Origin of the sequence: Streptomyces hokutonensis (genome assembly GCF_042751305.1) — a bacterium.
GTDB classification, from domain to species: domain Bacteria; phylum Actinomycetota; class Actinomycetes; order Streptomycetales; family Streptomycetaceae; genus Streptomyces; species Streptomyces hokutonensis_A.
In genome coordinates this window covers 194,308-215,342 of sequence record NZ_JBHYWD010000016.1, presented here as the reverse complement: position 1 = coordinate 215,342, position 21,035 = coordinate 194,308, and the positions used below count along the sequence as shown (strand labels likewise).

General features: G+C 68.9%; 18 protein-coding genes. 13 read left to right on the top strand and 5 right to left on the bottom strand.

The genetic code is table 11. The features are described from left to right. Positions 1-71 precede the first annotated feature (71 nt). Entirely contained in the window at positions 72-272 is a 201-nt protein-coding gene (locus ACFXC1_RS35090; RefSeq protein WP_381250655.1) for a hypothetical protein, read from the bottom strand. Between the two features lie 387 nt (positions 273-659). On the opposite strand from ACFXC1_RS35090, the gene mftG reads away from it, so the two are divergent. The 6 genes from mftG (at position 660) to ACFXC1_RS35060 (ending at position 9,262) form a co-directional block, all read left to right on the top strand. Next, complete coding sequence (mftG, locus tag ACFXC1_RS35085; protein WP_381250653.1) at positions 660-2,276, top strand: mycofactocin dehydrogenase MftG; 1,617 nt, start codon at positions 660-662, stop codon at positions 2,274-2,276. A gap of 45 nt (positions 2,277-2,321) precedes the next feature. Further along, positions 2,322-3,731 carry an FAD-binding oxidoreductase gene (locus ACFXC1_RS35080; RefSeq protein ID WP_381250651.1) on the top strand — a complete coding sequence of 470 codons (1,410 nt, stop codon included), beginning with the start codon at positions 2,322-2,324 and terminating at the stop codon, positions 3,729-3,731. Positions 3,732-3,851: 120 nt separating this feature from the next. After that, positions 3,852-5,078 (top strand): FAD-dependent monooxygenase, encoded by a 1,227-nt coding sequence (locus tag ACFXC1_RS35075; RefSeq protein WP_381250649.1) that lies wholly within the window; start codon positions 3,852-3,854, stop codon positions 5,076-5,078. A 63-nt stretch (positions 5,079-5,141) separates the two neighbouring features. Continuing rightward, on the top strand, positions 5,142-5,843 hold the full coding sequence (locus ACFXC1_RS35070; RefSeq protein ID WP_381250647.1) for a TetR/AcrR family transcriptional regulator: 702 nt from the start codon (positions 5,142-5,144) through the stop codon (positions 5,841-5,843). Positions 5,844-5,911: 68 nt separating this feature from the next. Beyond that, the gene (locus ACFXC1_RS35065; RefSeq protein WP_381250645.1) at positions 5,912-6,316 is read left to right on the top strand and encodes a nuclear transport factor 2 family protein; all 405 of its coding nucleotides are present in this window, start codon (positions 5,912-5,914) and stop codon (positions 6,314-6,316) included. Positions 6,317-6,802: 486 nt separating this feature from the next. Further along, positions 6,803-9,262: a hypothetical protein gene (locus ACFXC1_RS35060; protein ID WP_381250643.1), complete on the top strand. Its 2,460-nt coding sequence runs from the start codon at positions 6,803-6,805 to the stop codon at positions 9,260-9,262. Positions 9,263-9,298: 36 nt separating this feature from the next. Here the strand turns inward: ACFXC1_RS35060 and ACFXC1_RS35055 are convergent, their stop codons facing one another. Both ACFXC1_RS35055 and ACFXC1_RS35050 read right to left on the bottom strand, forming a co-directional pair. Further along, positions 9,299-12,196 (bottom strand): ATP-binding protein, encoded by a 2,898-nt coding sequence (locus tag ACFXC1_RS35055; RefSeq protein ID WP_381250641.1) that lies wholly within the window; start codon positions 12,194-12,196, stop codon positions 9,299-9,301. A gap of 203 nt (positions 12,197-12,399) precedes the next feature. After that, positions 12,400-13,584 carry a cytochrome P450 gene (locus ACFXC1_RS35050; protein ID WP_381250639.1) on the bottom strand — a complete coding sequence of 395 codons (1,185 nt, stop codon included), beginning with the start codon at positions 13,582-13,584 and terminating at the stop codon, positions 12,400-12,402. A gap of 282 nt (positions 13,585-13,866) precedes the next feature. On the opposite strand from ACFXC1_RS35050, the gene ACFXC1_RS35045 reads away from it, so the two are divergent. From ACFXC1_RS35045 to ACFXC1_RS35035, 3 genes are read left to right on the top strand one after another with little or no spacing between them, the layout of a single operon-like run. Then, positions 13,867-14,772, top strand: a complete 906-nt coding sequence (locus tag ACFXC1_RS35045; protein ID WP_381250637.1) for a dioxygenase family protein — start codon at positions 13,867-13,869, stop codon at positions 14,770-14,772. 10 nt (positions 14,773-14,782) lie between these two features. Next, positions 14,783-15,565, top strand: coding sequence for a 2-oxo-hept-4-ene-1,7-dioate hydratase (hpaH, locus tag ACFXC1_RS35040; protein ID WP_381250635.1), 783 nt, complete (start codon positions 14,783-14,785; stop codon positions 15,563-15,565). Further along, the gene (locus tag ACFXC1_RS35035; protein ID WP_381250633.1) at positions 15,562-16,389 is read left to right on the top strand and encodes an aldolase/citrate lyase family protein; all 828 of its coding nucleotides are present in this window, start codon (positions 15,562-15,564) and stop codon (positions 16,387-16,389) included. Before hpaH ends, ACFXC1_RS35035 begins: the two co-directional genes overlap by 4 nt. Positions 16,390-16,482: 93 nt before the next feature. On the opposite strand, the gene ACFXC1_RS35030 is transcribed toward ACFXC1_RS35035, so the two are convergent. Both ACFXC1_RS35030 and ACFXC1_RS35025 read right to left on the bottom strand, forming a co-directional pair. Continuing rightward, positions 16,483-17,061, bottom strand: a complete 579-nt coding sequence (locus ACFXC1_RS35030; RefSeq protein WP_381250631.1) for a hypothetical protein — start codon at positions 17,059-17,061, stop codon at positions 16,483-16,485. 93 nt (positions 17,062-17,154) lie between these two features. Then, a complete protein-coding gene (locus ACFXC1_RS35025) occupies positions 17,155-18,522 on the bottom strand; it encodes an aromatic ring-hydroxylating oxygenase subunit alpha (protein ID WP_381250629.1) in 1,368 nt (455 codons plus the stop codon). A gap of 264 nt (positions 18,523-18,786) precedes the next feature. On the opposite strand from ACFXC1_RS35025, the gene ACFXC1_RS35020 reads away from it, so the two are divergent. Genes ACFXC1_RS35020 through ACFXC1_RS35005 form a run of 4 tightly spaced genes read left to right on the top strand, consistent with a single transcriptional unit; the run spans position 18,787 to position 20,995 of the window. Continuing rightward, complete coding sequence (locus ACFXC1_RS35020) at positions 18,787-18,978, top strand: ferredoxin (RefSeq protein ID WP_381250627.1); 192 nt, start codon at positions 18,787-18,789, stop codon at positions 18,976-18,978. Between the two features lie 2 nt (positions 18,979-18,980). Then, positions 18,981-20,192 (top strand): NAD(P)/FAD-dependent oxidoreductase, encoded by a 1,212-nt coding sequence (locus ACFXC1_RS35015; RefSeq protein ID WP_381250625.1) that lies wholly within the window; start codon positions 18,981-18,983, stop codon positions 20,190-20,192. 21 nt (positions 20,193-20,213) lie between these two features. Continuing rightward, the gene (locus ACFXC1_RS35010) at positions 20,214-20,747 is read left to right on the top strand and encodes an aromatic-ring-hydroxylating dioxygenase subunit beta (protein ID WP_275768937.1); all 534 of its coding nucleotides are present in this window, start codon (positions 20,214-20,216) and stop codon (positions 20,745-20,747) included. A gap of 11 nt (positions 20,748-20,758) precedes the next feature. Further along, the gene (locus ACFXC1_RS35005) at positions 20,759-20,995 is read left to right on the top strand and encodes a dihydrodiol dehydrogenase (RefSeq protein ID WP_381250623.1); all 237 of its coding nucleotides are present in this window, start codon (positions 20,759-20,761) and stop codon (positions 20,993-20,995) included. Positions 20,996-21,035: the final 40 nt, after the last annotated feature.

Here is a 21,035-nt window from a genome sequence, read left to right as displayed (position 1 = left end):
GCCCCACTCGACACCGTGGCCTTCTCTCTGCCCCCCCCCTCCCCCCGCGGGGGCGCCGCATTACCCCCTACTTAAACCCCCCACGCCATCCGGCTCCCGTCGACGAATCCTTCGCCGGTTCCGGTGCCGTCGGCGCTCTCGATCTTCGCGGACAGGGAGTCGCCGTCCCGGGACAACTCCAGTACCGCGCTGTGCGCGGGAGACAGGTCTGGGCGCATTGTGATCTGCCACGTGCCGTCGATCTCGTTCCTGGACCGGTCAGCAGTCGCCATCGGGTTCTCCTTTGAAGGTGCCCTTGGGATGGGTCGCTCTCAGCGGGGTCCATCGGACCTGCTCGCATCGCGAATGCGACGGAGCACAGCTCCGCCGAAAGGGACTGACTGCCGGTCAGTGCGCCCCAGCCTGCTCCCGCTGACCAGGGGCGTCAAGGGTCGTGCACGGCCTTTCCGAAGCCTGTGAGGCGGTGCCTCCGATTGGCGAAACCTTTCCGGGCACGACGATTGACTCCCAGCCTGACGGGTGTCAGTATTCCGGCAGATTTGACTGCCAGTCAGTCGCTGGTGGCGTATTCCACACAGGCTTGTCAGGAGCCTCGTGACGACGCCGGAGCGGCATTCCAGCGTGTTCTGCATCTCTGAAATCGAGAACGGAGCGGACTCGTGGCGGAAAAAAAGTACGACGTGATCGTGGTGGGTGCGGGATCCACCGGCGGAGCCCTCTCGGCGAAACTCAGCGAGAACCCCGACCTCAGCGTCCTCCTGCTGGAAGGGGGCCCGGTCTACTCCCGGGTCGAGGAGATGCCCCAGGAGCTGCTGGCTCCGGCCATCGTCGCGGCCGGCGCCCCCGGGCACCCCAACAACTGGGCCTACATGGGCGAGGTCCGGCGCGGCCTCAGCATCCCGTATCCGCGCGGCAAGGGGCTGGGAGGATCCAGCTCGATCAACGGGTGCTACTACATCCGGGGCACCAGGGACGACTTCGACACCTGGGCCAAGCTCGGGAACGACCTGTGGGCCTTCGACAAGGTCCTCAAGTACTACAAGCGGATGGAGCGTGACCTCGACTTCGGCGGTGACGCCCACGGCACCGACGGTCCGGTCCCGGTGCGGCGCGAGCCCCTGGACCGGGCTCCGGAGTTCACGACGGCGTTCGACGAGGGCTGTCACGCACTGGGCTTCGGGTCGGACCCCGACAAGAACGACCCCCGGCCCGAGGGCGGTGTGGGACCCGTCCCGCTGAACATCTTCGAAGGCCACCGGTTCGGCACCGCCCTGGCCTACCTGCTGCCCGCGACGGGCCGGCCGAACCTCACCATCGTGGGCAACGCGGTCGCGCGGCGCGTGCTGACCGAGAAGACGCGCGCGGTGGGCATCGAGGCCACGGTCGACGGCCGCCCTCAGGTCTTCCACGGAACCGAGATCGTCATCTCGGCCGGCGCACTGCGCTCACCGCATCTGCTGCTGGTCTCGGGCATCGGCCCGGCGGCGCACCTGCGGGAACACGGCGTCGACGTCGTGCGGGACCTGCCCGGGGTCGGTCAGCAGCTGACGGACAACTCCATGGTCACGGCGTCGTGGGACTCGCGCCTCCACCTGGTCAAGCAGATCGATCGCGGGACGATGACCTCCACGCTCCACTGGACCGCCGAGGGATCGGATCTGGAGCTCCTGCCGATGGTGACGCGCAACAGCGACATGCTGGGCGTCACGGACGTCTTCGCGCGCCCCCTCAAGGCCGCCAAGGCGATGATCGGCACCTCCCCGAAGGCGGTGACACGGCAGGCGCGCGCGCTGCGGCACGCGATGCTGGGCATCGTCGTGCAGAAGCAGGAGAGCCGTGGCACCGTCACGCTGGTGTCCGGCGACCCCGACAAGCTGCCGGACCTGCGCTGGAACCTGTTGAGCGAGCAGCAGGACTACGTGCGGTTCCGGGTCGCGATCCGCGTGGCGTTCGAACTCTTCAACACCTCCGGACTCCGCGAGCTGGGGGCCTCGATCGTCGGGCTGGACGCCAGGACGGTGGAGGACGACAAGAAGCTGGACGCGTGGGCGTTCGAACGCGTCGGCGGCGGCCATCCCTCGGGCACCTGCCGGATGGGACCGGCCTCCGACGACCAGGCCGTCGTCGACCAGCGGCTGCGTGTGCACGGAATCGACGGTCTCAGGGTCGCCGACACCTCGATCTTCCCCACGATGACATCCCGTGGCCCGAACGCGACCGCGATGATGATCGGCGAGTACCTCGCGGACATCATGCAGGACGAGGCGGCGCGCTGAACCCTCCCCACCAGGCATCGCCCGACACGGCTTGAAGGAGCCCGCATGAGTTCGATCGAGAAAGTCTCCGGGGGAACCGCGTTTCTGTCCGCGTTCAAAGGCGAGGTGATCACCGCCGCCTCGCCCTCGTACGACACGGCACGCAGCCTGTGGAACGGGGACATCGACCGCAGGCCGCTGGCGGTCGTCAAGGCCACGGACGACGACGACGTCGTCGCCGCGGTCCGGCTGGCCCGCGAGGCCGGTCTGCCGCTGGCCATCCGGGCCGGCGGTCACAGCTACCCGGGTCACTCCATGTGCGACGACGGGATCACGCTGGATCTCTCCGGCATGGGGAACGTCGTCGCCGACCCCACGACCCGCCGCGTACGCGCCCAGGGAGGCGCTCTCCTCGGCAGCGTCGACAACGCGACCCTTGAGCACGGGCTGGTCATGCCGGCCGGGATCGTGTCCCACACCGGACTGGCCGGACTGGCTCTCGGCGGCGGGATCGGTTACCTCACCCGGTCGTTCGGCATGACCTGCGACTCCTTCGTGCGGCTGCGCGTGGTCACCGCCGAGGGTGAGATCGTCCACGCGAGCGAGGACGAGAACCCCGATCTCTTCTGGGCCCTTCGCGGCGGCGGCGGCAACTTCGGGGTCGTCACCGAGTTCGAATGCAGGACGCAGCCCCTCGGTCCGGTCCAGGGCGGCCCGTTGGTTTACCTGATGTCGGACGCCGTCGACGTGCTGTACAGGTTCGGGCAGCTCATGAAGCAGGCGCCCCGCACGATGAGCATCACCTGCGCGCTGGGCCTCGACCCCAACGCGTTCCCGTTCCTCGCCGAGCAGGTCGCCGGCCAGCGCCTCATGATCGCCAACGTCGTCTACCGCGGGGAGCAGGACGACGAGATCCTGCGCGAGGTCCGCAGTGTGGGCAAGCCGCTGTTCGGCGCGGTCGCGACCACCGACTTCCGCGCCGTCCAAACGGCCTTCGACGAGATCGCCGGCTACGGCGCGGGCTGGTACATGAAGTCCGGGCTGACCCGCGAACTGTCCCGGCCCCTGACCGAGTGCGTGGTCGAGCACGCCGTGGAGTACCACGACAAGATCTCGTCCGGCGCCGTCCAGCGCGAGGTCTTCGCCGTGCAGTCGCTCGGCGGCGCGGTCCAGGACCTGGACGACGACGCCACCGCGTACAGCGGCCGGGCCGCCGAGTGGCACATCGGCGTCGAGGTCGGCTTCACCACCGCCGAGGACCGTGAGCGCATCGTCCCCTGGACCCGCGACACCTGGACGAAGACCAAGAAGCTGCTCGACCTGAGCACGTCCTACGTGAACCTGAACTTCGAGCCGGGCGAGAACGCGCTGGCCGACGTGTTCGGCGCCGCGAAGTACGAGCGGCTCCGCAGGGTCAAGACGGAGTTCGATCCCACCAACCTGTTCAGCCACAACTTCAACATCAAGCCGATGTAGTCAGGGTCTCTCTCCACTTCCTGACCCTCGTCTCGCTTCCCGTATGAGCCGACTTGTGGGCTGACCGAATGACGAATTCGGTCAGTCCGCGCACCCCGAAATGCCAGGAGGTACACAGGCATGGAGGCACAGAACAGCAAGGAACGCCGTGCCCTCGTCGTAGGGCTGGGCATCAGCGGAATCTCGACCGCCCTGCGGCTGCGACAGATCGGCTGGACACCGGTCGTCGTCGAACGGGCCCCGGCCCGGCGCACCGGCGGGTACTTCATCGCACTGTTCGGCGGGGGCAGGCACCCGGCACAGCGCCTGGGCATCCTCGACAAACTGAGCAACCGAACCCCTCCGGGGACCGTCCAGTACGAGTTCGACCGCGCCGGGAGCCGTCGGCGCGGTGCTCTCAGCTACGGGGACCTGCCCGGTACTCCCTGGATGACGGTGCGCGGTGACGTCGAGGAGGCCGCCTTCATGGCGCTGCCCGACGACGTGGAGATCCGCTACTCGACGGTGCCGACCCGTATCGAGCAGGACGCCCACGGCGTGGACGTCACGCTGACCGACACCACGGACGACACCTCGGTCACGGAGCGGTTCGACCTCGTGGTCGGCGCCGACGGGCTGCGCTCCACGGTGCGGTCCCTCGTGTTCGGGCCGCACGAGAAGTACCTGCACCGGATGAACTACATGGCGGTCGCCTACAGGCTTCCCGGCCGGCTCAGCGAACTCCATCCGGACGACGGCGCCACCCTGATGGAGGCCAACCGGTCGCTGTGGGTCTTCCCCTTCAACGGCGGCGTGCAGACGGTGCTGCTCAACTACCACACCGACGACGTGGACGCCGAATTCACGGAGCCACCGGCCCGACGCGTACGCGCCGCGTTCGGCCCCGAGCCGCCCGGCCGTCTGCTGGGCGAGGTGCTCGACGCGCTCGACACCGCCGACGACCTGCTGTTCGACTCGGTCGAGCAGGCACGGATGGACACCTGGCATCACGGCCGGGTCGTCCTCGTCGGGGACTCCGCCTGGTGTGTCAGCCTCTACGCCGGCATGGGCGTCTCGATGGGGATCACCGGGGCGGATCTCCTCGGCACGATGCTGGACCGCCACCCGTCCGACGCGCGCCAGGCGCTGGCCGTGTGGGAGCGGACCCTGCGACCCCATGTGACCGTGTTCCAGCAGAACGGCCTGGACCAGCGCAGGTTCTTCGTGCCCGCCGACAACAAGGAACTGACCATGCGCAGGGCCGTCGGACTGGGGATGCGGCTTCCCGTCACCTCCCGCCTGCTGAAACGGATGGTGACGGGCAACAAGGCGGGCCTGCTGAAGGACCGGGACCTCTCCCCGACATGAGGAGGGCACACCACCCGCTGACACTCCTCGGCGTCGGCATCGACATCGACAAGGAGGCCGACGATGACAGTCCTGGCCGAACACGACTCCGCCACGGCGGCCCGGATTCTCGCCGCGACCCGGCATCTGGTCCTCAAACGCGGCGTCAAGGGTCTGACCGTGGCCGAGATCGCGCAGAAGGCGCACATCGGCAAGGGCACGGTGTACCTGTACTGGGGCACCAAGCACGACCTGCTGTTCGGGCTGTTCACCAGGGACTTCCTGACCTTCCTGGAGGGTGAGATCCAGGCACTGGGCGCCGACCCGGCCAGCTGCCGTCCGCATCGGCTCTTCCCGCGGATCGCCCGCAACGCCGTGAGCTACCCGTTCGTACGCGCGATGCAGGCCGGCGACGACGACCTGCTGGGCGTTCTCGCCGAGCATCCGCGCAGCGTGGAACTGCTCGACCTGATCGGCCCCACCGCGCTGATGTACACGGTCCTGCCGGTGTGGCGCGAGCACCGGCTGGTACGGACCGACTGGCCCCTCGACGAACAGGCCTACGCCCTGCAGGCACTCATGACCGGCTTCCTCGGAGCCTTCACCGGGCCGCGGACCCCGAGCGTGGTCACGGTCGACCAGCCCGACAGGGTCATGGCCGCCGCGGTGACGGCCCTGCTCGGCCCCGAGGAGGCGGACCCGGCCCAGACCCGCGCAGCCGCCGAAGAGGGCCTGCGGCTGCTGCGCGAGCGACGCGACGCCGTGCTCGCCCTCATCGCCACCTGACCGCAACACCCCACAGTCGGGAACCGGAGCGTTCCCGGTTCCAGTTGAGAAACGACGGAGGCAACACCATGACCGAGACGACCGGGGCAACTCCCGTCCACGACACCGTCATCGACCGCTACATCAGTATCTACGACCGTACGGCGTACGAGCCCGAGGCCCTGAAGGAGCTTGAGGCGATCTTCGCACCAGACGCAGTCGTCGAACTCGCTGACGGCATGGAACCGGCGACCGGTCTGCCCGCGATCATGGCGGTGTACGAGCACCTGGCCAAGGGCATGGCCGACAGCAAGCACTTCTGGACCGTCACGGAGCTCGACGACGGCAGGCTGGAGTGCCACTGGATCCAGGCCGCCCGCGGGACCGACGGCCGCCTCATCGGCCAGAGCGGCATCGAGCAGGCCACCGTCAACGCCGACGGGCAGATCACCCACCTGGTCAACCGGTTCGTACCGGTCGTCGGCTGGGTCTGAGAGGAGTTCGGGCTTCTCCGACTCCGAGTGGGTCCGCGTGAACTCCCGTTCCCGACGGCAGAGTTGGGCATGACTCGTCCGCCGGTGAACGGAGATTCACGCGGGCCCACGCCCCCGAGCACCCGCCGTCCACCCATGGGAGGGTGCCACGCCGCGGGGCGTGGTCGGATGATGCGGGGACCTACGACGAAGCGGCAGCCACCGGTCGTAATACCTCATCCGCCCGAAGACCCGCACCGGCGGCCCACGTCGGACCGTCACCACGCGCATGCCCCGGCAGTCGCCCGCACCCCGTGCAGTGATCGTCCGCAGCCTCATGCGGGACGCCGTCGTCGCCCGGTCGGCGGCGGGTCCCCGGGCGAAGCCGGGACGGCCGTTCGGCACAAGTTGATTCACCCCCCGTTTCCCAACATTCACCCACGTCTGCCATACCCCGGTGCCCGCAACACGCGGGAGCCTTTCGGCACCCCCGATGAAAGGCAGACGATGCGGAAGAAGTTCAGGCGTCTCAGAGCCCGCTTGGCCCTGGTGGTCTCCGCCGTGGTGATCCTCGGGTCCACCGGTGTGAACGGCATCGCGGCCGCCGAACCGACGGCATTGGCCAGAGGTGCTTTCGACGGCACTCTGAGTGCCGACGCGCCCGAAGGCTCCACGATCGGCTGGTCCACGGCGCTCTCTGCCGACGGGCGCCGGGCTGTCATGGGCGCGCCCACGGTGAACGGCCTGAACGGAGCCGTCTACGTCTACGACAGGACACACACCGGCTGGGCGCAGCCGACGGTCCTCAACGTTCCCGGCACGCGGTACCAGGAGCTCGGGTTCTCGGTGGCCATCTCGGACGACGGCCGAACGATCGTGGCTGGGGCGCCGTTCCAACAAGGCGGCCGTGCCTATGTGTTCGCCCTCACGCGGACGGACGGATGGCAGCTCAGCGCCACCCTCACCGTGCCCGGTCTCACGGTCGACGACTTCGGAGGCTCCGTCTCGATATCCGGTGACGGCACGACCATCGCCATCGCCGACCAGTTCGACGAGGCGAGGCGAGGCTCGGTCTTCGTCTCCGCGAAGACCGACGGCGGCTGGTCCGACCCCACCCAGATCGTCGGCACCGACTCCGCGCCCAACGATCTCTTCGGGTCCGCGATCTCCCTCTCGGCCGACGGCTCACGACTCGCGGTAGGCGCCAAGGGCCGGTCCAAATACGACGGTGCCGTCTACACCTTCGACCGGGACGGTGGCGCATGGTCCCAGACCGCCGAGCTCACCCGCGCCGACGGTGTGTCGGCCGAGCGATTCGGCAACGGTGTGGCCCTCTCGGGTGACGGGAGGGTGCTGATCGCCAGTGCTCCCTATCACGGCAACGGTCTCGCCTACGCCTATCGTCTCCGGGGCGACGGCTGGACCACGGGCGAGACCCTCCAGCCGACCCAGAAGTCCGACTACCCCAGTGACGCCGTCTCCGTGGCCGCGTCGTACGACGGCTCCGTGCTGATGGTCGGACTCCCGGCCCGCAACACTCTGCAGGGCGCCGCCCAAGTCTTCGAACAATCAGGAGCGCGCTACTCCCCGAAGGCGATGCTGGTGCCTTCCGAGTACGCGGGATGGATGGTGCTCGCCGGAGCAGGCAAGTCCGTCGCGCTGTCCGCCGACGGCCGCACCGCGATGCTGGGCGCGCCCACGGTCTCGTACAACTATCCCGCCGGTGCCGGTTACGTCTACGACCTCGCCCGTCCCTCGGGCTTCCTCGCCCCGGTCGGTCCCCGGTCCCTCTCTCGGGCCGCCGGCTCCCCGCACGAGCCGGGCGCTCATGGGCCGCTCGACCTCTCGGACACCCGGCACCTGACGAGGTCCGCGACAGCCGGACAGGACCATCCGATCCTGGACCGCTCCCGTCAGGCGGCGTCGGTCTGCGGTGACGTGGCGACGGACGGCACTACCTGCGGTGTGAAGATCGCCGCCGACCAGTCCCTGCAGCCACTGGTCACCGCCGACTACGAGGACGGCCTCTCGGCGACCCAGTTGCAGACGGCGTACGGGCTCACGGGCGCGTCCCGGGCGACGACCGTCGCGGTCGTGGACGCCTACGCGAATCCGGACGCGGTGGCGTCGCTCAACACCTACCGCAGTCAGTTCGGTCTCGGACCGGCCGACATCACCCAGGTGAACCAGGACGGCGGCTCCACACTGCCGGAGGCCAACGCGAACTGGGGCGTCGAGGAGATGCTCGACCTCGAGATGGTCTCGGCCGCCTGCCCGGACTGCAAGATCCTCTACGTCGGCGCCGACTCCGCGAGCTTCAACGACCTGGGGACCGCCGTGAACACCGCGGTCCGCCTCGGAGCCAAGGTCGTCTCCAACTCCTACGGCGGCGACGAGTCCGCCGACGCCCTGTACGCACAGGACGCGTACTACACCCACCCCGGTGTCGCGATCACGGTGAGCAGTGGTGACGGGGGCTACGGAATCTCATACCCGGCGGCCTTCAACACGGTCGTCGCGGTCGGCGGGACCTCGCTGACCCTGAACCCCGACGGCACCCGAGCCTCCGAGACCTCATGGGAGGGCGCCGGAAGCGGCTGCTCGCGGTTCGTCGCCAAGCCGCGCTGGCAGAAGGACTCCGCCTGCGCCAACCGCACGGTCGCCGACGTGTCCGCAGTAGCGGACCCGGCCACGGGCGTCGCGGTGTACGACTCCTACGGCTTGCAGGGCTGGTCGGTCGTCGGCGGCACCAGTGTCGCGGCACCCGTCATCGCCGGCGTCTACGGACGCACCGGTCACACCGGCGGCAATCCGGCGCAGCGCCTGTACTCGGCGCCCAAAGGCTCCCTGTACGACGTGACGGCAGGCAGCAACGGAACCTGCTCGGCCCTCTATCTCTGCGAAGGAGTCAAGGGATACGACGGTGCGACCGGCCTCGGCTCGCCGAACGGCGTCGGCGCGTTCTGATGGTGGTGGGGCCCCGTGCGACCACGAGACGGGGCCTCACCCGCCGCTCGAATCCAGGCGCTGGTCGCCGTCCTCCTCCACCAGGTCGGCGGCGGCGCGTGCCAGTTCGGCCCGGGTGGACACCCCGAGTTTCCGCTTGGCGGACTTCACCTGTGAATGGACCGTGTTGAGCGACTTGAACAGTCTGGCCGCGATGGCCGCGTCTGTCTCCCCGGCCGCGACGAGACGGAGGACTTCACGCTCGCGAGGAGACAGCCGAGTGCCGTACCCGGTTCTTCCGCCACGTCTTCCCGGCGGGCGGGCGTTGACACCGACCGTCCGCAGTACCTCGACGACCCGTTCACCGTCGACGATCGCTCCCAGCCGCGAGTACCCATTCAGGATGTCGCGAAGCTCCGCGATTCCTGCCCCGTGCCCATCGTCGAGCAGACACCGGGCCGCCGCCTCGAGATCGCGCAGTTCGTGATGCGGTCGGGGCAACCCTCGCCACGCGGAGGCGGCCCTGTGGTGCAGCTCCCGCGCGCGGGCCAGATCCCCGTCGGCGCGCGCCACCATCGCACGGCAGCTCACCAGCGCGGCGTCGGTGGCGGTGTAGTGGGTCTCGGCCAGGCCGACCGCCATCGAGTCGACGATGGCGCGAGCAACCGCGTTCCGGCCTGTGAGCAGGAGCGCCTGAACACGTGTCCGCACCAGATCGCCGCCCCACAACCACACCCCCGTGTGCTGGATCAGACGGAACGGCTCATGTGTCAGGGAGAGGGCCTCCTCGGGTTCGCCCCGGGCGATCGCGACCTCGGCCAGCCCCGCACGGGTCTCCATCACCAGCTCCGGTCCCAACTGGCTGGCGGGGTGATCGAGCATGGTGCGCAGGCGACGGCCCGCCTCGGCGAAGTCGCCTTCCACGGCCAGGAGTCGCGCCTCCACGATCTCGGCCTCAAGGCGCTCGCCCACCGCTCCACGGCCGGCGGACGCGAGCGCCGCCGCACGCTGCCGCAGCCCGTCCCAGGAGCCCTCCAGATAGTCGAGGTGCAGACCCATGGCCTCGAGTCCGGTGGACAGACGGAGGTACTCATAGGTGCTTGCCAGGTCGACTGCGGCTTCCAGGGTTGCGCGGGCCGTGCCGTATCTGCCCCAGACCAGTGCGCAGTGCGCAACGTTGCCCAGGCCGCGGGCCACGGTCAGCCGGTCGCGGACCGCTATGTCGTGTGTCGGGATCTTGGCGGCTTCCGTCCATCCCTCCGCGGATCCGAATCGCAGGAGGACCGTTGCGAGATCGGTGACGAGATGCAGCTCGGACGCCGGGTCACGGTTCGCGAGGAGCTGTGATGCCTGCCGCAGCCACTCGGCCCGTGTCGCCGATTCCCAGTTCGGCCAGGACAGATGCACCAGACTGATCATCGCCTGCCCCGCGAGCACCGGGTCGTCCGCGAGCAACGGGATCACCCGCTCGGTCTCCTCGGCGGCCTCGCTCATCCGGTCCGCCATGATCAGGACGCGGGCCAACTGCCAGCGGACGCGCCCCTGGTCCAGCTGCGGCAAGGTCCGGTCCTGCGCCACCGACCGAAGGACGTCCACGACGACTTGGTACTCATCGACACTGCGAAAGACCGGAAAGGGAATCTTCGACACGATCCGGGTCAGGTCGGTGGGGCTTTGGGTGACGGCGGTCGCGAGCTCGAGCAGGATGTCGGCCGCCGTGCGGTCGTCGGCGCGGCCCAGGGCGAGGTCGGCGACCTCTTCCGCGTACCGTGCCCAGCCCTCTGTGTCACCGGACTGCTTCAGGTGCCGCGCCAGTTGGACCACGGGCGGGGCCGGTAGCGCGCCCAACGCCGCTGCCGCACGTGCGTGGAGCCGTGAACGCTCTCCCAGTGGGACCTCTTCGGCGACCGCGTCGAGGACCAGTGCGTGTCTGAAGGAGACCTCACCGTCCGCGAGCAGGCTCAGCAGATGCGAGGCGACGAGTTCGTCGACCGCTGTGCTGGTCGCCTGGTGGTCCAGTCCTGTCACGACGGAGAGCAAGGGGACGGAGGCGGGTTCGGAGAGGACGGCGAGTGCCCAGGCCACCAGCCGGGCCGACGGCGCGAGCCGATCCATACGCGAGGTCACCGACTCGCGGAGACTGGCGGGCGGCGCCAGAGCCGCGATGCCGGCGGGGCTCCAGTGCTCCTCGCCGGGGCTCTTCCGAGTTCGGTCGTGCAACGTCCGGATCAGGTCTTCGAGCAGGAGCGGAACCCCCTGTGTGCGACGGTGGAGGAGACCGGCGACGCGGGGCGAGGCGACGCCCCCCAGCATCGACGCTACGAACCTCTCCGTGCCGGCCAGGTCGAGAGGGCCGAGGCGGATCACCCGGCCAGTGTCGCCGGAGGCTATGCGCAGGATCCGCGCGACCAGTTCGCGGGGCGGCCGCTCCTCATTGCGCCAAGTCTCGATCACCCGGACAGGGGTGTCGACCTCGACGGTTGCCAGGTGGAGCAGGAACTCGTGGGAGGTGTCGTCCGCCCAGTGCGCGTCTTCGAGCACCACCGTATGGGCACCCATCGCGCGCAACAGCTCGTCCAGAGCCCGGAAAAGGCGATGCCGCTCCAGCCCGGCACTCTCCGTCGGCGGCATCGGTTCGGGTAGGGAGTCGGACCACTCGGGGAACAGCGGCCGCAGAGCCCCGGCCAGGCGCCCGAGCCGCACGCCGTCGAGCGGAGTCGGTGAGAGCGCCTCGATCAGGGTGCCCAGGGGGAACGGTGTGCTGATCGGGGGGCATCGCAGGACCAGCACACCCTCGTGGCCGGGCATCGGGGCCTGAATGGTCTCCTTCACGAACCGGGACTTGCCGATTCCGGCTTCACCCTCGATGACCACTAACCTCGTCGACGGCCGGATCAGCGCCTCTTCGAGCCACCGTCGCTCGACATCCCGGCCGACGAACGCAGGCGACCGCACACTCTCCACCCGGTCGATACCAACTGCCGGTGGACCTGCTCCCCCTTGCGGCATATCACCTACACCAAGATCGTGGGCGGCGAACGGTTGGTGGATGTCCGCGGCAGCCCTCCGGTGCGCGCATCGGCGGAAGCCTCTCGGCCTCGGACGGAGCACAGGATCAGAGGAAGGCCGCCCCAGCAGCCGTTTCTCCGCACGGTACTTCAGGACCAGCGCAGACGAAGCGGCAGGGACTGCAGGTGCCTTACGTTGAGGCCGGGCTGGTAGTCGAGCTGCTCCGGTGGAATCGCCAACTCGAAGCGTGGCACCGTGCCCAGCAGCTCCTCCAGAGCCGTGCGTGCCTCCACACGGGCGAGGGCATGACCCAGGCACGTGTGCTCTCCCCGGCCGAACGCGAGGTGCGCGTGGGGCGAGACACGGTCCAGGTCGATCTCGTCGGGCCGTTCGGCCAGCTTCGCGTCACGGTTGCCGGCTCCGAAACTCACAAGGAGGCGAGCGCCGGCCGGAATCGGGGTGCCGCCGAGCTCGGTGTCACGGGTCGCGGTCCGATACAGCCCCTGAACCGGCGATTCCAGGCGCAGCAACTCCTCCAGGAACGTGGCCAGCCGCGACGGGTCCTGCCGCAAGCGGTCGGCCAGCGGCGGATCCTCGGCCAGCAGCCTGGCGCCGCTGCTGATGGCATCGGCGGTCGTCACATTGCCGGCGAACAGCAGCTCGAGGACGAACCGAGTGGCGTCCTCCGCGTCGAGCCCGGATGCCGCGATCGTATGGAGAATGGTGGTCTCCTCCTCGACACCTGCCGCCGCCTCCAGTGCCGGCGCCAGAAGCGCGCCGAACTCCTCGCAGGCCCGTATGAAGCCTTGCAGGTCGGGTGAGTAGGTGAGGAAGGCGAGCACCTTCTCCGAGAGCCGCCGCATCTCGGCGGTGTCCGCTTCCGGTACGCCCAGCACCGTGGCGATGACAGCGATGGGCAGCTTGACGGCGAAGTCGGCCACGAAGTCGACCTCGTCGCGTCCGCGCAGGCCCTCGATCAGCTCCGTGGACATCGCCCGGATCTGCGGCTCGAAGGGAGCGATCCGGCGGGACGTGAACGCCCTGGCCGCCAGGCGACGGCGCCCGGTGTGTTCCGGCGGATCACTGGTGATCAGATGGAACCCCGTCCTCGTCGGCTCGTTCCCCGGCTCGATCGGGGGGAGTCCGAGCGCGTCGAGAGAGGAGAACGTCTCGACATCTCGCAGCACCGCGTCGATGTCGTCGGCCCTGGTAACCATGAAGGCGTTGGCTTCCTCGACGAAGGCCACACCTTGCTCTCGCAGTTGGGCGTACTGGGGGTATGGGCAGTACGAGACCTCGGGCCCGGCGTGGCCGGTACTGTCATGGCTGGACATGGTGTCCTCCCTGTCCGTGCGGCGGCTCGCCGACATTCCGGGCCGGGGCACGCGAGTCCGGGGCCCGTGGAAAGTCCTGACCGGCCATGGTGCATGGACTCGGCTTGCGGGCGCACTGCGGTGGCCGTTGAACGAACAACGTCTGCGGAGCTTCGTCGAGGTCGCGGTGCCTCGTTGTCCACTGGATGAACAGTGGTGTTGTGCGGGCCGGAGGGCCTTCGGATACTCGCGTGGCAGTGCGTGCCGCGGGCCGGCGGCCGACCGTCACCAGGGGACACCGACGTGATCATCCAAGACGAGGACCAGCTCACCGCGGCGGTACTTGCCGAGACGGAGCGGGCCGGTGATCCGCGTGTCAGGGAGATCGTCCGGGCGCTGGTCCGGCACCTGCACGATTTCGCCCGCGAAGTACGGCTGACCGAGAAGGAGTTCGCCGCCTCCCTCGACATCGTGACCAGGCTGGGGCGGCTCACCACGCCCAGCCACAACGAGGTCAGACTGATGGCGGGCTCGCTGGGTCTGTCGACGCTGGTCTCCCTGATGAACAACGGCACCGAGGACAGTCCGACCTCGGCGAACCTGCTCGGTCCGTTCTGGCGCCAGGGCAGTCCGAGGATGGACAACGGCGAGTCGATCGTCCGCTCGCCCACCGAGGGACCGCCGTTGTTCTTCTCCGGCCGGATCGTCGACACCGAGGGGAACGCGGTCGCCGGCGCGGAAGTCGATGTCTGGCACGCGTCACCGGCAGGCCTCTACGAGAACCAGGATCCCGAGCAGGCCGAGTGGAATCTCCGAGGGAAGTTCTTCAGCGACGAGGAAGGTGTCTTCGCCTTCCGCAGTATCAAGCCCTCCGGTTACCCGATACCCACGGACGGGCCCGTGGGTGATCTCCTGGCCGCGCTGAAGCGCCATCCCTTCCGGCCGGCCCATCTCCATGCGCTGATCTACAAACCGGGTTACAAGACCATCGCCTCCCAGCTCTACAGCCACGACGACCCGATGCTTGAGACCGACGCGCAGTTCGGCGTCGTACAGCGCCTGATCGGTACCTATGCGCGCCACGAGAGCGAGCCGGCGCCGGACCCGGACGTGACCGAGCCCTGGTACAGCCTCGAGTTCACCTTCGTCGTCGAGCCGGGTGAGGCCTGGCTGCCGACCCCGCCCGTGTCCGCACAGCGCAGCCATTGAGAGGACCTCTGTGATCACCGAAGCGGAACGTCGCGCGGCCGCGGCTGCCCTTATCCAGGCCGACCGCGACCGGCGACCGATCACCCAGCTCAGCCACACCTATCCCGATCTCGAGATCGTCGACGCCTATGCCATCCAGCAGCTCTGGGCGGCGGAGCGGGTGGCGGCAGGCGCCCGGCTCGTCGGGCACAAGATCGGACTGACGTCCCGCGCCATGCAGATGGCCTCGCAGATGACGGAGCCAGACTACGGATTCCTCACCGACGACATGGTCGTGGGCGACGGCGCCACTCTCGACGTGAACCGCTACCTCAAGCCCAGACTGGAGGTCGAGCTCGCGTTCGTGCTCGGAGCGGACCTGCACGGGCCGAACCTGCGCGTCCACGACGTCCTGCGGGCGACGGAGTATGTCGTCCCCGCCCTCGAAGTGATCGACTACCGCACCGAGGTGCCGCGTTCGATCACCGACACCATCGCGGACAACGCCGCCGCCGCTGCCATGGTCGTCGGCGGTCGTGTCGTACGCCCGATGGACGTCGACGTCCGGTGGGTGGCCGCGACGCTGTCGAAGAACGGGGTGATCGAGGAGTCCGGCGTCTCGGCCGCCGTCATGGGACACCCGGCGGCAGGCATCGCATGGCTCGGGAACAAGCTCGCCGCGGTCGGTGAGCACCTGAAAGCCGGTCAGCTGCTGCTGTCGGGCTCCTTCACCCGGCCCGTCTCGGTCGAACCGAACACCGTCATCCACGCCGACTACGGCCCCTTGGGCTCGATCGGGGTGGCGTTCCGGTGAGCGCGCAGCCGGCGCCGGGCCAGTGGCCGCTGCCACCGAACGCGTTCAAGGCGGCGCTTTCCCGGGGCGAGCAGCTGATCGGTCTGTGGTGCTCGCTGGCCGATCCGTACCCGGCCGAGATCGTCGCGGGCGCCGGCTTCGACTGGCTGCTGCTCGACACCGAGCACTCGCACGCCGATGTCGTGACCGTGCTCGCACAGCTCCAGGCGGTCGCCCCCTACCCCTGCTCGCCGGTGGTGCGTCCGCCGGTCAACGATCCCGTCGTGATCAAGCGGCTGCTGGACGTCGGCGCGCAGTCGCTGCTGATACCGCAGGTCGAGTCGGCCGAGGAGGCGCGCGCGGCGGTCGCCGCCACCCGCTATGCCCCCACGGGGGTCCGGGGCGTAGCGGCGCTGACCCGGGCCACCCGGTTCGGCCGGGTCGAGGACTACGCCGCCCTCGCGCACACCGAACTGTGCGTCCTCGTGCAGGTCGAGTCGCGGCGCGCCCTCGGGCAGATCGAGCGGATCGCGTCCGTCGACGGCGTGGACGGGATCTTCATCGGCCCCGGCGACCTGGCCGCCAGCCTCGGCCACCCAGGAGACCCGAACGCGCCCAGCGTCGTCGCGGCAGTGGAGGAGGCCATCGGACGCGTGCGCGCGGCCGGCAAACCGGCAGGCCTGCTGACCACCAACCCCGCGTTCGCACGACGGTGCATCGACCTCGGCACCACATTCACCGCGGTCGGTGTGGACGTAGGCCTGCTCGCGCGCGGCGCCGACCTCCTCGCCCGGACCTTCACACCCCAGGCCGCGGCGCCTGCTGCCGTGAACCGGTCCCCCTGAGGGGACGCGGTCACTCGATGTGGATCCACGCAGCCGGCGTACCAGCCCCGTGGATCACCTGCATGGGAGCGCTTGGAGCCTTCTCGCCTGCGGTCAGGCCGCCCTTTCCAAGGTGCCCTGGCCGTCGAGGTAGAAGTCCTCTCCGACCATCAGGCCGTCGCGGAACGGGATGACGACGGCCGCCCTCGACCTGTGCACGAAGACGTCGTCGGCCGTTCCCCCGTCCGGCAGAGGTACGCCCGCCTGGGCCAGTGCCGTACCAGGCAGCCGAAGTCGTGTGTAGCCGTCCCAGGCGATGGCGTCGTCGCTGATGAAGAAGTGCTCGACCTCGACTTCGAGGCTGTCCATCGCCAGCATGCCGTTGGCCATGTTCTGGAGGTAGTTCGCGCGCTGTGTGTCCCTGTCGGCGACCCGCCCGCCCTGCTGCGCGATCGCGACGGGGTCGCCGTAGCAGTGGTAGACGCAGTCGTCCACCAGTGTCGCCATGGTTCGGTCGATGTCGTGGTCGCGTACCTCGGCGACCGAGTGCTCGATGAGCAGGTCGATCATCGCGGCATGTTTCGGATTCTCCGTCTCCGCCTTCCGGGCTTCCAGGAAGTCGATGAACCTCGCCATGTCGGGCAGGCGAGCCCCCGTGCTGGTTGATTCCTCTCGCTGTTCAACGGTCGCCATGAACTCCTCCTCAAGATCGGTGTTGTGATACCGCGTCGTTCGTCACGTCCGCGATGAGCCGCCGACGCCGACCGACGCGGCGGTACCGCATCCTCAACTCGACGCCAGTGCCTCGCTCCAGCGCTGCCACCAGCGCCGCTGGTTCCTCTCGCCGAAGGCCGAGGTGCTGGCCTCGCCGGGCCCCATCCAGTCGGGCCTGGGCTTGTAGTCGCTCATTCCGTCCAGGCCCATCTGGAAGTTGAGCTTCATGTCCTGGCGGGCGAACGCCGAGCGGCCCACCATGGGGCCGCCGCGCCAGACGACGGTGTCGTCCTGCTCGAACACCCCCGAGGGCCCGAAGCTGAAAACGGCGGCGTCGTACGAGGCCTGGTTGAACTCGGGCGGGGCTGAGTTCCACACCATGGGCCAGTTCCACAGCTCGAACTGCTCGGGCCCGCGCGGCTGCCACTGCCGCAGGGAGGTGTTGACCGCCGGAAACCCGCCCACCTCCGTCGAACCAGGGGCCTGGAAGAGCGACAGGTTCGGGAAGATCGTGAAGCCGACCACCCCGTACCCGCTCTCCAGGAAGGCGCGCTGGTCGTCGTCGAGCCGGTCCAGATCGAAGGTCGAGGTCACCTCGGGCGGATAGTTCCCCACCCCGAACGGCTCAGGGAGGGCTTTCGGGATGGCGATGAGCCCGTGTCCGCCCTCGAGAGCGATATGGAAGGTCTCGGTCACCGACTTCGAGTTGTCGGGGAGGAGGCCGATGTCCCCGAGCGAGCTGTGTGCGGACTGGACGTGGTAGGCGTCGCCGACGAAGTTCTCGGCGCCTGACTTCCAGTTGGCGGGCACGATCCAGCGGTGGGGATCGCCGGCGGCCCGCATGCCTTGTTCGTTGAGGCCGAACACGATGTCCAGGTACCAGCACATGTCGCCGAGGTACTCGCGCAGGGGTACCGCGTCCGGGTCCAGGCAGGCGAAGATCAACCCCTGGTAGCTGTCCACGTGGGGTGCCTTGCGCAGGCCCCAGCGGGCGGTGTCGATGGTGCGGTACGCCTTGGCGCGGTAGGGGGCGCCGTTCCATTCGCCGGAGTTCTTGTAGATCCAGCCGTGGTAGGGGCAGCGGAAGTGCGAGGTGTTTCCCTTTTCCGCCCGGCACACCGGTGAGGCGCGGTGCACGCAGTTGTTCAGGAGCAGCTGGATATCGCCCTGTTCGTCGCGTGCCAGGATGAACTGGTCCTCGCCGATGTAGCGCAGTACGTAGTCGCCGGGGCTGGGGATCTCCGAGACGTGTCCGACGAACACCCAGCACTTGGTGAAGATGCGGTCCAGCTCGGCGCGGTGGATGTCGGGGTCGTTGAGCACCCGTGGCGAGAGCATCCCCTGCGCGAGATCCTTCTGGACCTCGGATAGGAAGGCCTGCATCGTCCCGTTCAGCGAGCCGTAACCGCCCGTCCCGGCCTGCCGGTCAGCAGCCACCATGAGATCCTCCTCAAGTTTGCTTTCTCCAAGGCGCCGGCCGAACGGGTGTCCCTTCCAGAAGGGCGCCCCGTCGAGATTCCAGGCGACAGCGTCGCCGACGCTAACCCCGCCATCCACCGGCGTGACCCCTCCGAAGGAAGCAACCCGTCCCCGACCTTTGGACGCTGTTCACCGTCAGGGCAGCGTCATTACAGTCGGCTCCCATCGACCTCAGCGCTTTGCGGCTGGTGGCGGGCGACGTGTCGCCGACAAGGGACGGGAGACATGAAGGTACTGGTGGACCGCGGGAAGTGTCAGGGCTACGGCAACTGCGTCATCGCCGAGCCGCGTGTGTTCGATCTCGACGACGACGGGTTCGTCCAGCTTCTGATCGAGGAGCCCCCGGAGGATCTGAGGGCCCAGGTCGGGCACGCCGTTCGCGACTGCCCGGCGCGTGCGCTGAACCTGGGAGGCTGACGATGCACCGACAACGGCGCGTCGTCGTGGCCGGCGCCTCGCTGGCGGGCATCCGAACCGCCGAGACCCTGCGGGATCGAGGGTTCGACGGTGAGGTCGTGCTTGTCGGAGCCGAGAAGCGTCTGCCGTACGACCGTCCGCCGCTGTCGAAGGCGGTGCTCGGGGGACAGGCCTCGCCGGACGACATCCAGCTGCTGTCCGCCGACCGGCTGGCCGCGCTCGACCTCGACCTGCGGCTCGGGCGGCGAGCGCGCGCCCTCGATCCGGCCGGAAAGACACTGGAGCTCGACGACGGCGAACCGCTGGCATACGACCAACTGGTGATCGCGACCGGCAGCGCACCGTGGATGCCGCGCGACTGGGACCTCTTCCAGGGCGTTTACCCGCTGCGCACGGTCGACGACTGCCTCGCGATCCGGTCCGCGCTCCAGGGCTCGCCGCGCGTCGCCGTCGTCGGCGGGGGCTTCCTCGGCTCCGAGGTCGCGTCGACCGCCCGCCGACTCGGCTGCGACGTGGTGCTCATCCAGCCCCTCGCGGCTCCGATGGCACGCATTCTCGGGTCCGAGATCGCGCTCGCGTGTGCCGAGGTTCCGTTGGCCGCGGGAGTGCGCCTGGTCTGTGGCTCGTCGGCCGAGGGGTTCGACGGAGGTGCGCGCGTGGAGCGCGTACGTCTCAGAGACGGCCGCATGATCGACGCCGATGTCGTGGTCGTGGGGATCGGCGCACGGCCGGTGACCGACTGGCTCGCCGGGTCGGGCGTGCACATCTCTGACGGGGTGCTGTGCGACCACCGTTGCGCCACGTCGGTCGCCGATGTCTACGCGGCGGGTGATGTGGCGCGGTGGTTCAACCCGCTGTTCGAGCAGACCATGAGGGTCGAACACTGGACCAACGCTTCGGAGCAGGGCGCGTTCGTCGCCCGTGCCCTCCTCGACGGCGGGCAGTCCGGCAGCTACTCACCGGTCCCTTTCGTCTGGTCCGAGCAGTACGGCGTCAAGATCGAGATCGCGGGAGTCCCGCAACCGACCGATCGGATCCGGATCGTCGAGGGAACGCTCGCCGAGCAGCGGTTCGTAGCGCTCTACGAGCGCGAGGAGCGGCTGACGGGAGTCGTCGCGCTCAACTCGACACGCAGCATGCTCAAGTACCGGCGCCTCCTGGCTCAGAGCGGCTCACGCGGCGAGCGGGTCGACGCCCCGTCCATATCTTCCTGACCCCGCGCGAAAGGCGAAGCCATGACGGTAGAACAGACGAGTACCCCACTGGTCGGTGCGGAGCTGGAGCGGTCCTGCACGCAGTTTCTGTACCGGGAGGCGGAGCTCCTTGACGAGGCCGACTACACGGGCTGGGCCGACACGTGCCTGTCGGAGGAGCTCGAGTACCTGATCCCTATCCGCACCACGCGGGAACGCTCGTCGGGGATCTCGGAATTCAGCCGAGACGCGTTCCACATGAAGGACACCTACGCGAGCATGCGGCTGCGCGTCGACCGGCTGCTGACCGAGCACGCATGGGCGGAGGACCCGCCTTCCCGCACCCGCCGTGTCGTGACCAACGTACGTGTGCGAGAGCTGGGACCGGGCGAGGTGGAGGTGAAGAGCTACCTGACGCTTCACCGCTCCCAGTGGGACACGACCGACTACGACCTGCTGGTGGCCGAGCGCCGGGACACCCTGCGCTCGGACGCGGGTGGGTGGCGCCTGCGGCGACGCGAAGTGCTGCTCAACCACACGATCCTCGGCACGGCCAACCTCGGCGTCTTCCTCTAGGCGGGATCGCGATGTCCGAATACCAGTACAGCGACGACCCGCCGATCCGGATCTCCAACGAGTTCGCCGACATACGCGTCCGCAAGGTCTACACACGCAACGGCGAACGACTGGAGATCCACGCCCACCGCCGCGGATATCGGATCCTGCTCGACGCCGTCGAGCTCGAAAGCCTGACCTGGCAGACCGCGGAGACGTTCTCCGGCTTCCTGCGCGCCTCGGTCGGACAGGAGACCGAAGAGGACTGACCGCCGCAGACACAGGAGACGGCCGGTCTTCTGGAGAAGG